The 11,239-nt window shown below is 50.1% G+C and carries 10 protein-coding genes; 5 read left to right on the forward strand and 5 right to left on the reverse strand.

The window, feature by feature from the left end; translation table 11 throughout:
* Window positions 1–24: 24 nt before the first annotated feature.
* Both glgX and AACZ40_RS24940 read right to left on the reverse strand, forming a co-directional pair.
* Window positions 25–2,130 carry a glycogen debranching protein GlgX gene (gene glgX, locus AACZ40_RS24935; RefSeq protein WP_339676272.1) on the reverse strand — a complete coding sequence of 702 codons (2,106 nt, stop codon included), beginning with the start codon at window positions 2,128–2,130 and terminating at the stop codon, window positions 25–27.
* A gap of 508 nt (window positions 2,131–2,638) precedes the next feature.
* A complete protein-coding gene (locus AACZ40_RS24940) occupies window positions 2,639–3,181 on the reverse strand; it encodes a hypothetical protein (RefSeq protein ID WP_291170836.1) in 543 nt (180 codons plus the stop codon).
* 493 nt (window positions 3,182–3,674) lie between these two features.
* Here AACZ40_RS24940 and AACZ40_RS24945 point away from each other — a divergent pair, with 493 nt between their 5' ends.
* Window positions 3,675–4,568 (forward strand): hypothetical protein, encoded by an 894-nt coding sequence (locus AACZ40_RS24945; RefSeq protein WP_291170834.1) that lies wholly within the window; start codon window positions 3,675–3,677, stop codon window positions 4,566–4,568.
* 31 nt (window positions 4,569–4,599) lie between these two features.
* On the opposite strand, the gene AACZ40_RS24950 is transcribed toward AACZ40_RS24945, so the two are convergent.
* Entirely contained in the window at window positions 4,600–5,574 is a 975-nt protein-coding gene (locus AACZ40_RS24950; protein WP_291170832.1) for an alpha/beta fold hydrolase, read from the reverse strand.
* Window positions 5,575–5,786: 212 nt separating this feature from the next.
* Between AACZ40_RS24950 and AACZ40_RS24955 the strand changes: the two genes are divergently transcribed.
* The 4 genes from AACZ40_RS24955 to AACZ40_RS24970 all read left to right on the forward strand — a co-directional run bounded on the left by AACZ40_RS24955 (window position 5,787) and on the right by AACZ40_RS24970 (window position 9,107).
* Complete coding sequence (locus tag AACZ40_RS24955) at window positions 5,787–6,179, forward strand: helix-hairpin-helix domain-containing protein (protein WP_291170830.1); 393 nt, start codon at window positions 5,787–5,789, stop codon at window positions 6,177–6,179.
* A gap of 236 nt (window positions 6,180–6,415) precedes the next feature.
* Window positions 6,416–6,721: a DUF485 domain-containing protein gene (locus tag AACZ40_RS24960; protein WP_291170828.1), complete on the forward strand. Its 306-nt coding sequence runs from the start codon at window positions 6,416–6,418 to the stop codon at window positions 6,719–6,721.
* Complete coding sequence (locus AACZ40_RS24965; protein WP_291170826.1) at window positions 6,718–8,673, forward strand: cation acetate symporter; 1,956 nt, start codon at window positions 6,718–6,720, stop codon at window positions 8,671–8,673. Before AACZ40_RS24960 ends, AACZ40_RS24965 begins: the two co-directional genes overlap by 4 nt.
* A complete protein-coding gene (locus AACZ40_RS24970) occupies window positions 8,670–9,107 on the forward strand; it encodes a DUF695 domain-containing protein (protein WP_291170825.1) in 438 nt (145 codons plus the stop codon). Before AACZ40_RS24965 ends, AACZ40_RS24970 begins: the two co-directional genes overlap by 4 nt.
* A gap of 8 nt (window positions 9,108–9,115) precedes the next feature.
* Here the strand turns inward: AACZ40_RS24970 and AACZ40_RS24975 are convergent, their stop codons facing one another.
* Window positions 9,116–10,048 (reverse strand): bestrophin family ion channel, encoded by a 933-nt coding sequence (locus AACZ40_RS24975; protein WP_291170824.1) that lies wholly within the window; start codon window positions 10,046–10,048, stop codon window positions 9,116–9,118.
* Between the two features lie 70 nt (window positions 10,049–10,118).
* Window positions 10,119–11,239 (reverse strand): SpoIIE family protein phosphatase (locus AACZ40_RS24980; RefSeq protein ID WP_339676279.1); only part of this gene is annotated, 1,121 nt, incomplete at its 5' end.

Below are 11,239 nucleotides of genomic sequence, written 5' to 3' on the forward strand. Positions count from 1 at the left end.
GTCATCATGCAGTTGACCTGAAAATCAACCTGTCTGCTTACGACCACCCCGACGGACATAACAACGCAACGAACGTGGCGGCAGTACGGCAACACGCGGATACAGCGTCGCTCCATCCCTTTTGGGGAAAATATCCAGCGGTGAACGGGCCGACGTATCGATAGTCAGGTTCCACTCTTTGGGTTTGATTCCCACCGGCAATTCAAAGGCCTGCGGATCAGGAGAAGAATTGACCAGGATCATCAGATCAGAACCATCGCGTACGCGCCGTGAAGAATGCCTTGCTCCCAGAATGCATAACAGGCAGTGCTTATCATGCCGCCAGTCGACAGCGTGTCCCATCACGTTATACCAGCTGACATCGGGCAGCTTCTCTACACCATCCGAATTACCGGTAAGGAAATTACGTTGCCTCAGTGTCGGCTCACAGAGTCGGAAATGGATCAGCTCTTTACAGAACCGATACAGCCCCTTGTACTTTTTAACCAGCGACCAGTCAAACCATGATATGGCGTTATCCTGGCAATAGGTATTGTTATTTCCCCGTTGAGTTCGGCGGCATTCATCACCAGAGAGCAGCATCGGAACGCCCTGGCTCAAAAAGAGCGTCGCCAGCATATTTTTGATCTGTCGCTCACGCATCCCGATGATGGCAGGATCATCAGTGGGACCTTCCACGCCGAAATTCATGCTGATGTTGTTATTTTCGCCATCCTGATTATCTTCGCGGTTGGCATAATTGTGTTTGTGCTCGTAGCTCACCAGGTCATTCAGCGTAAATCCGTCATGCGCGGTAATAAAGTTGACACCATGAAATGGCTCGCGTTCGGTTTTCTGGTAGAGATCGCTCGAACCTGAAATGCGAGTCGCATAATCTCCCAGCGTAGGAACATCGCCTCGCCAGAATCGACGAATATCATCCCGGTAACGACCATTCCATTCCGCCCAGCGAATGTGAGAAAATGAACCGACCTGATAAGCGCCGGCAGCATCCCAGGCTTCAGCAATCAGCTTGGTATCTGCGAGCAACGGATCCTCTGCGATGGCCTCCACCAGGGGAGGACTGGGAACAAGATTACCACTACGATCGCGGCTCAGAATCGAAGCCAGATCGAAACGGAAACCGTCTATATGATAATTACAGGTCCAGTGCCGCAGACAATGGAAGATCATTTCCCGGACAACCGGATGGTTCCCGTTGATCGCATTTCCACAACCCGAATAGTTTTTATAGTATTTACCACCCTGATCCAGGTGATAATAAACCTGATTCTCCAGGCCACGGAATGAGAGCGTGGGACCGTGCTCATTCCCTTCTGCCGTATGATTGAATACCACATCCAGGATGACTTCGATACCAGCCTCATGCAACGCCCGTACCATCTCTTTGAATTCCCGGACCTGTGCGCCTGGTTCTGAATTCGTTGCAAAACCACGGTGCGGCGCAAAGAAAGCCAGTGTTTCATATCCCCAGTAGTTCTGATGGTCGGTAAACGTCCCATCGGCCTCATTCATGGGGAACTCGTGAATCGGCATCAACTCAACCGCGGTGACTCCCAGATCGATCAGATAGGGTATCTTTTCAATGACCCCCAGATAAGTACCTGGATGCTCTACTCCGCTCGATGGTGAGTTGGTAAAACCACGCACATGCATTTCATAAATGACAGTGTCCGCCAGGTGATGTCGGACGTGCCGATCCCCCTGCCAGTCAAACTGATCATCGACGACGACACACTTGGGAGGCCGCACAATACCATCGAGTGAGGGCTGAAAATTCCCTGCCAGTGCTTTGGCGTAGGGGTCAATCAGTCGCGCCCGTTTATCAAACCGCTGACCGATTTCCGGCTGAAAGGGACCATCTGCCTGGAAATGGTAAAGCTGACCTGGACCAATTCCTGAAATGAACGCAGTCCAGATATCTCCCAGGCGTCCATATTCCTGGTTGAAACGGATGACTTCCGAAGGCTCGGTATCATCAACGTGATTATACAGCAGGAGCCACATTGAAGTGGCTGATCGACTGTAAACGGAAAAAAGCACCCCGTTGTCCTGCGGCACCGCGCCGTAGGAAAATGTATGCATGGAATGAATCGGGGAGCTGAGTGAGTGTACCAATTCGCGACCCATTACTGACCTGTTCCTCTTCATCACTGCGTCGAACGATTCACAGGAAAATGTCGGAGTCTTCTTCTGAGCACCAGAAAAAGAAACCAGAACTTTCCGTTCAACTCAGTATTATATCTCTAAATTATTTACAAACAGCGGTCGCCTGCATGCCAACGGACAGAGGTAACCACCATCAAATTTTAACCATTATCCCTAATTCTATACTTCGACGTCCCTGCCTGTGATTGATCATTCTTTTTTTTCCTGAAATCCAGAACCTCTGAATCTGCAGGAACACGAAGCTATGATCGAAAGAAAGGTTGTGTTGTATTTTATTCAACCAATACTCAGTTTATACATAAATTAACTGACAGCTGTAGATAGTGTAACAAGTAAAACAACATTCCCCAGAACAATTTCCCAAAAATGACAACTGAGCTGCTGGAACTTTCCAGCAGCTCAGTGTTTGTTTAACCACATTTTTCATCCTGTAGTTTCGAACCAGTTTTCCAGTAATATACCGATACTCTTAAGGGAAAAAGGGATCGTTTCGGATGGAGTTAGTGGATACCGGAACAGAAGTGCGGTATACAGGCTGGGTGACCGGACGGTAAGCCGGGTATTGCTGTGTTCCGTAAGAACCTGTTCCACGATACCCTGAGTAATTCTGGGTAGGATAGCGATACTGAGGCATGTTACAGTTTCCACCAGGACAGTTTACATTACTGTATCCAGTGCCACAGTTACCACCGGGACATGCCATGCCTGCCCCACAGTTCCCAGAAGCACAAGGGCTGCTGTAACTGGAATAATTACTGGTGGGGTAACAGACTCCGTTCACACAATTCGTGTTACCATAAGAGGGTTGACCATATGCGGGACGGTACGTCTGTTGAGCAGTCCGATAGCTGACCGGTCGGGTCAACGCACGAAACGGTGAGGTAATCACATCAACCACACCACCGGGACGAGGTTGAAAAAAAGCGGTCTGAGTTTCGGCGGCCTGAGAGTCGCCAGACAGCATTACAACAGCCGCGGCGCAAATTGCTAAAGTCATCATGAAACGTTTCATTGAGATTTCTCCACATTTGAAAAGACGAGTTTCTGTTATCATTTAAACCACATCGTGGTAATAAATCACTTATGCACGCGCCGTGCCAATCAGAGAAAACACATCCCACAACAACACACTAAGAAACTTATTCACAACAACTTACGATCATATTAATAGAACACACAAAATCATTTACGCAACACCCTCTCTCGTTCTTTGTAACAATTACGACATCATTTCTACAAAAATTTCTCACTTCGCGTGACAATTATCAAAACAGGCAAGATATTCGGCTAACCTGTACCGAACAGCTAAATTAAAACATCATTTACACTGATTTTAACAGCCCCTGAATGTCATCATATTGATTGAGCAGTTTTTTCAGCTGGCAGACTGGTCGGGTTATTCTGAATAGACGCTCTTGCCGATATTCAATATAAACCCTCGCCCTGGCTGACGTTTTCATTGGGACAGGACTTCTTGTACTTCCCCATTTGCAGTGATGAGAACCATGAATCGCTATACTAAAAAAGTCGATCAGTTTGCAGCTGCCCCGATGTTCTGCTGCTCCATTCTGTTTCTCGCTTTTTTCGCAGGCACGCTCCATCTCTTCAATCTGGATTCACCGGGAATCGCGCTGGACATCTGCAACTGGTGTCTGTTCCTGCTCTACCCCTGCTTTGTCGCGGAAGCCGTTACCCACATTGCACTGGGAAGCCCCCGCTGGAAATTTAATCTGCTGTACTGTCTGGCTCCCCCCCTCAGAATTTGTGCACGAGATCAAATGACGGGACGGTCCATCTGGTTTCCTGTCCTGGCGTGGCGGGAAGTCAATCAGGCGTTTCTGGAACGTGTCAGAAAATCTTTTTCCGTTCCGATGCTGGTCATGGCATTACTGGTTCTGCCCCTGTTTGCCGTCGAGCATTACTGGCAGAAACAGATTGAAGCGACCCCGCTGCTGGCAGATATCACTGCGTTAGCAACCGGACTGATCTGGTTTGCATTCACACTGGAGTTCATCGTCATGATCTCGATCGAACAGAAACGCGTGGACTACTGTCGCAAACACTGGATCGACCTCGCGGTCATCTGTCTGCCTATGATTGCTTTCCTGCGGGCATTTCGCATGGCGGGGCTGTTAAAGTCCGCGCGGATGTTTCGCTTAAAGAGCCTGATCATGAAACTCTACCGGGCAGCTCTCATGCTGGATGTCATCAACCGACTCCTGCAACGCAATCCCGAAAAGCGAATCGCACGCCTGGAAACACTTCTCATAGAGAAAGAACGCGAAATCACCTCGATCAGAACAGAAATGGCGCTGCTGTCAGACAAGATTAAATTGAAATCCCTGTCTGTCTGCGAGGACAACTGTCAGGAGGAAACTCCCCAAAGAAGAGCGGCCTGACAGCCAGTGCCCTCAAATCTGGAATGGGGTATTATTCATCCCGGTCATAGCGCGGGCGTCGATCAGACCAGTCACCAGGCAGTTTCTTCAGATGCTTGTCCAGGAACTTGAGAATATCCAGTTCCAGCCCCAGTCGCTTACCAAGCATATCGGTGCCTCGCAGCTTACCCTGATACTCCTTGAAATACATTCGCTCTTCAGAGCCCTGTGCGGAAGTCAACTGCGTATACAGCTTGTTCGCAGAACCCCGATCGAGTGAATCACCGGCACCTGTGCAGACGAAAAAGCCGATGCCAAATAAAGGCTCTTTAATCCGCACGGCAGCGCGTGAAGCGGAGACACCGGGCACGCTGGCATCGGGTGAGATCAGCACGAGTGCTCTTACCGACTGGCCTTTAGGGGTTTTCGCAGCCAGCACGGGCGCATCATCATAGGGTACCTTACTCCAGTCATACAAAGCGTAATTGAGTGCAATCGGCACACTCATGTCCGCAGCGATGATCGCTGTCTTCTGCATGTTTAAATGTTTTTTCTGATGCTCTTCATAAAGAAATTTCCAGACAGCTTCCAGATCCAGCGCGACCATGGCTCTGTAATCCAAGGCAGACAGCTTATCCCGGGAATTCCCTTTCTGATTCTGATTGCCACCTGCATCTGCGGCAGTCAACTGACTTTTGCCATGCTTTCGAAAATCAACCGAAACCACAGCGTAACCATTCTGCTGCAGGATCGGCGCGAAATTCTGATCCCAGACCCGTTTGCTGCCCCCCTTGCCATGTAACAGTACTACTACCGGGGAATCAGCGGCGTTACTGGACTCAAAATACGTAATCGCAATGGGCCAGCCCCCCTGTGCTGTCAGCATCAACTCCTGGGGCTTAGGAGGGCCTTTCGTATCTTTCGGCTGGGCAAAGACAGAAGCGGTACTGAGCAATGAAATCGAAACCAACGTGATGACCGTATAGATCATGTGACTTTTTTTCGTACAGTGTAAAAGATTTCGCACGGAACCCCCTCAACGTTGGAATAAATTCTTTGTGGCTGTAAGCTTGATGATGCAAACTGTCCTGGACAGGCAATACTTCTGGTGAACAGTCACTTTTATTCTATGTGTTATTCACAGTGAGGTCAATTAGTGTCCTCGTTTTTAAGGCTTTCATTCTCCCTTAATTGAATTTCTCAGTTGTTTTATTCATTCCATTACGCGAGTACCGACTGTTGATACAGGACCAGGAAACCAACGAAACCCCCTCTCGCCCCTTTCTCGGGCTGCAACGGGATGATCAGTATTTCCTGGGAATTCTGTTCGCTGCAATTCTCATCGTTGCGCTGATTCATCTGATTCAGATGTCACATTGGGGAACAGAACCCATTGAAATCAAACAGTTGCAACCGCTGTCTTATGAGTATCAGGTTGATATCAATCGGGCAACCTGGGTCGAGTTTGCACAGCTGGAGGGCATCGGTCCTTCGCTGGGAAAACGGATTGTGGCCTACCGGGAAGCCCATGGTCCCTTTCATTCCATCGCCGACCTGCAGAACGTAAAAGGAATTGGTGAGAAGAAACTGAACGACAATCGCAAGCACCTGATCCTCAGTTCTCCTCCTTAGAAGTCAAAAGAGGAAAGGCGCTGCCTGTTCAGACTTGTACAGACACCTTTCTGATTGAAGTTCCCTCTCGCCCCTTTAAAAACAACAGATTTTCGATATCTTTGCTCCTCTGCTTCTGAAGTCTGTTGATTCCCCAATCAATTCAGGGTTGAATAGTCAGTTCAAATATTAATTCAGATCCAGCCCTTTGGCTGATCTTGCCCGAAATAGCGTTTCATCTAAAGGGTTTACATCTTATGGCAGGTTTTGATCATGGCCCGAATGAGCCTGAGGAAGAGGAGAGTCTGGAAACCATCTCGCGAAATACGCGACTGGGTCTGATCCTGTTTGTTGTCTATCTCATCCTGTATGGCGGATTTGTTTTTCTGAATACGTTTTCGCCTGCCAGGATGGAACTGGTCGTTGTCGCTGGTTTGAACCTGGCCATTGTGTATGGCTTCATGCTGATTATTGCCGCATTTGTGCTTGCCCTGATCTATGGCTGGATGTGCCGTAATGAAATCGACTCACCCACCACGGAAAACGGGGAGGCGAAATCATGATTTATGAACCCTCTCTGATGGCGGTCTTAATCTTCGGCGCCATCGTTGCCGTGACCCTCGGCCTCAGTTTCTGGCTGGGTGCCAAAGCCAAATCTGCGAAAGGATACTTCGCCGCCGGGGGAGGTATCCACTGGTTTGTGAACGGGGTTGCCTTCGCGGGTGACTACCTGTCGGCAGCTTCATTTCTCGGCATCTGCGGCATGATTGCCTTTTATGGATACGATGGATTCCTGTATTCCATCGGTTACCTGGCAGGCTGGATCGTGGCACTGTTCGTGATTGCAGAACCCCTCAAACGCATGGGACGTTTTACGTTCGCCGATGCGCTCGACAGCAAATTTCAATCACGGGGCATCAAACTCGCGGCTGCCATCAGTACGCTGGCTGTCAGTATTTTTTACCTGATTCCCCAGATGGTCGGCGCGGGGGCACTGATTACTCCCCTGCTTGGTTTCCCGCATTACGTTGGTGTTCTGATGGTCGGGACAATCGTCATCCTGATCGTCGTGACCGCAGGCATGGTCAGCACAACCTACGTGCAGTTTCTGAAGGGCTCACTGCTCGTCATCTTCAGTACCATTCTCACGATCCTGATCCTGCAGCGTGGCCTTTCCACCGAACCGGTCAATGACGGAAAAAACACTCACCAGTTTCAAATCCTCGGTCCCGTCGCTGCGAATGATCTGCAGACATGGAAAAACGAACTCAAGTTGACCGACCAAGACAAACTCACTCCCCTGGAGCAGGGAGCCTGGGAAAAAAAAGGAATCCTGCAACTCACACAGGATGGCAAAACCTCTTACTGGAAGATTTCCGAAAACGAAGAAGGTCAGTTTTTCCTTTCTGAAACCCAATACAAACTGACCACATCTCAAGGCGCTGTCATCATCAATGGCCTGCCCCAGGGGACCGGAGAAGGAGAAACCGACTTCTACCCCGTTGGTCGCATCAGCAAACTGCCCGGTGATAAAACTGAGACAGGCCCCCTGGGAATAACCAGCTTTTTAAGCACGATTCGTGAAAGCGAAATCATCCTCTGGGGATCGGAATCAGTTACAGAAGAGGATGATTCCACCCTGACGATTTATTTTCCGAAACCAACTTCCGGAGAAAAAGTTCTCAGCCCCGGTAACCATCCCAAGTTTGCCGGCATCCGCGGTGATCAATTCTACGAGAAACTCAACTTCCTCTCATTAATGCTGGCACTCTTTTGTGGAACCGCATCACTGCCTCACATTCTGATTCGCTATTACACTGTGAAAGATCAGGCCAGTGCCCGCAAAAGTACGATCGTCGGTATCGGCAGTATTGGCTACTTCTATATCTTGACCCTGTTTATGGGTCTGGGAGCAATGACCAGTGGCGCCATGGATGTGACCAATTCCAACATGGCAGCTCCCCTGCTCGCAAAAAGTATTGGTGACTGGCTGTTCGCGATTATTTCCGCTATTGCCTTTACTACGGTGCTGGGAACCGTAAGTGGTCTGATTATCGCCTCCAGCGGTGCCGTGGTGCACGACCTGATGTCGAGCTTCATGAAAATAGAAATGACTGATTCCGCCAAAGTCCGCGTCGCCAAGATCGCATCCGTCGTCGTCGGCCTCATCGCCATTATTCTCGGTATCCTGTTTGAAAAATTCAATGTGAACTACCTGGTCGGCTGGGCCTTCAGCGTGGCTGCGTCTGCAAATCTGCCGGCCCTGGTGATGCTGCTCTTCTGGCCTAAAACGACCAAGCAGGGAATTACCGTCGCCATCTTTACCGGCATGATTACCTCCCTGGGCTGGATTCTGATGAGCGCCGATTCTTACAAAGGCATCTATGGCTGGGATCCTGAAACCGCCATCGTTCCCTTCAGTCAACCAGGACTCGTCACCATCCCGCTGGGCTTCATTGTCCTGATTGTCGTCTCGTTGATGACGCAGCCCAAAACACAGGAGTCAGTCAATTGACAGAAGAACCACAAGAACAGGAATGGCTCACCGCAACCGCGATGGAGGATGAATTTACCGTCCTCTTTCGCCTGCTGCCGACGATCCCACAGGATATCAGTACCGCTGATTTTCCCGCCCGTGTTGAGATCATCTGGTCGTACACTTCGCCCAATGAAACAGGCATGCCAGGCCAGGAAGATCAGCAACAGATGAACCAGTTTGAAGAACAACTGGTCGAGATCTGGCTCAAAACAGGCCTGGGACACCTGACGATGTTGATTACGGGTAACCAGATCTGCGAATGGCAATGGTATCTGCGCGATGCAGATCTGGCGCTGCAGGTATTGAACGAAGCCCTGGCAGACCAGGAGCCACTCCCGATCGAATTCCACACAGAAGCCGATCCCGACTGGTACGCCTATACCAACTTCATGGAACAGGTCACGGGATAGGCCGAGACTCAGGTGGGGTTATCTGTCTGTTTACCGAAGCGATCCAGAATCTCATTCACCGTGGATCGAATCGTAATACACAGACCATCCAGGTCGAGGTCGTCTTCGTCCAGACCGAATGGTTCTTCCACGGAGTGTGCAATGACTTCAATCCCGATCATGAAATAAGCCATGATGACCGTCATAGGAACGGTCCAAAAATTAAATTCTTCGACCAGTCCCCAGGGAAGCGTACACAGGTAAAGCGTAATACAGTGGCGTACGAACAGCCGATAGGAAGGGGAAAGCCGCGTTCGGCGAATCCGCTCGCAGCCGCCGCAGATCTCCATCAGTTCGCGCACCTCGGTATCGATGATCCGCAATTCATCACCGTCAATCAGCCCGGAGCGTTTCCAGCCAATCACACGACGGTAAATCAGGTCTGCGATATATGCTGGAATATGACGCGGCGGTGGATCGATCTGTTCGAGTTCCGGGAACATCTCAAAGTCATCGTCTTCACGCAGGTGATCGCGTAGCGCTTCGGGAAACGCAACGATAATTCCCGCCAGTTCCCGCAGTTCATCGCGGTTGAAGTTGGTGAATTCCCGAAACTTGATCGCCATGTTCCGGGTCACATTGACCAGGCGCCCCCACAGCTTACGGGCTTCCCACCAGCGGGAGTAAGAACTGTTCGTCCGAAAAACCAAGAGCAACCCCAGTACAAGTCCGATGATTCCATGTAGATTCGATGAGAAGTCACCAAACTCTTCGATCTCGACAATTTGCTCGGGGTGTAAGCCAAGACTTTCTAAAAATCCACCGGCGACTGCCCCTAAATCATTCTTGATCAATGGGATCAGGCTATACAGCCCGACCAGAGCTGCATAGTAAGCAATACGCCCGACGGTCCCCAGTTTTTTCTCGATAAACGAGAGATTCAATTCTGCATCTGCTGCCATAAACCGAAAATCCTGCATTAAAACCAGACAAACTTATCCTGTCAGTTCGTTGTAAGTTAACACAGGGACTCTAGTTTTTTCGCTCTAATAATACAACTGAGGTATCATCGTGTCTGCCCGATCCGTCCGTAAAAGCATTGGAGTCGCGAAACAGGTTTTCGAGCGACTCTTCCAGACTCGCGCTTCGCGAAGCCTGCAAGGACTGCATGATGCCGGGAATGCCAAATTCGCCGAATGTCTCTTTCTCACCGGGAAACGCCTCTGCCAGGCCATCGGTAAAGATCAGCAGTCGGCTGTCAGGTGGGACAACGGAAGTGTGAATATCATAGTCTGCATCAGGTACAATACCCAGCGGCAGGCCCCCGTCATCGAGCGTTCCCAGTTCGCAAACCTGATTGGTTTCCAGTTCGTGAATCATCGGAATCGGAGCCCCGGCGGACGTCCATTGGAATTCATTCGTTTTGGAATTCAGGATTCCATACAGCAGCGTGATAAACCCGCCGTCATCATTCACGATCGCCTGGTCACACAAACGATTATTCACATCCTTCACGAAGGCTGCCGTATCCAGATATTTGTTGGAGCGAATCATTCCCACCAGCGTATGCATGGTCATGATCGACATGCAGGCTTTCATGCCATGTCCTGATGCATCGCCGACCAGCAATACCAGATTGTCATCGTCGAGCATAAAGACATCGTAGTAATCTCCTCCCGCTAACGTCACCGGCTGACCACCGAACACCCGGATCTGCGACGATTCATACCGCGCAGTGACATCAAACCGGTCAGGTGAGATCAGGTTTGTAGGAATAATTGATTCCTGAAGCTTGCGGACAGATTCCACTTCTTCCCGCAGACGTTCCGCGACAAAACGTTCGCGTTCCGCACGGACAGAATCTACCACGCTCTGCAAAGTGGTTTCCATCAGAAACATGAAGTCACCACCTTCGTCGCGGATAATATATGCCCGCATGCCCGCCGTCAGGAAGCGGGCCACATGAAAGGTGCCCTGGGTCGGACATGCACCTACGACGGGCGTATCCAGGTGCTTCTGTCGAATCTGCTCAAAATGGTCGAAAGCGGTTTGCGGATCAGGTGACATAATCGACATCAGAATGATGTCCCACTCATGCTGTTCCAGCGCCTCTGACAGAAATTCTTCCGGAGTCGCACAGACTGTCAGCTCAT

It is taken from the genome of uncultured Gimesia sp. (genome assembly GCF_963972345.1).
GTDB lineage: Bacteria > Planctomycetota > Planctomycetia > Planctomycetales > Planctomycetaceae > Gimesia.

Bases quoted from the DNA above. Each gene is read 5' to 3' on its own strand.
- glgX (WP_339676272.1), bottom strand. From the start codon at position 2,130: ATGGGTCGCGAATTGGTACACTCACTCAGCTCCCCGATTCATTCCATG.
- AACZ40_RS24940 (WP_291170836.1), bottom strand. From the start codon at position 3,181: ATGAAACGTTTCATGATGACTTTAGCAATTTGCGCCGCGGCTGTTGTA.
- AACZ40_RS24960 (WP_291170828.1), top strand. From the start codon at position 6,416: ATGGCAGGTTTTGATCATGGCCCGAATGAGCCTGAGGAAGAGGAGAGT.
- AACZ40_RS24975 (WP_291170824.1), bottom strand. From the start codon at position 10,048: ATGGCAGCAGATGCAGAATTGAATCTCTCGTTTATCGAGAAAAAACTG.
- AACZ40_RS24965 (WP_291170826.1), top strand. From the start codon at position 6,718: ATGATTTATGAACCCTCTCTGATGGCGGTCTTAATCTTCGGCGCCATC.
- AACZ40_RS24945 (WP_291170834.1), top strand. From the start codon at position 3,675: ATGAATCGCTATACTAAAAAAGTCGATCAGTTTGCAGCTGCCCCGATG.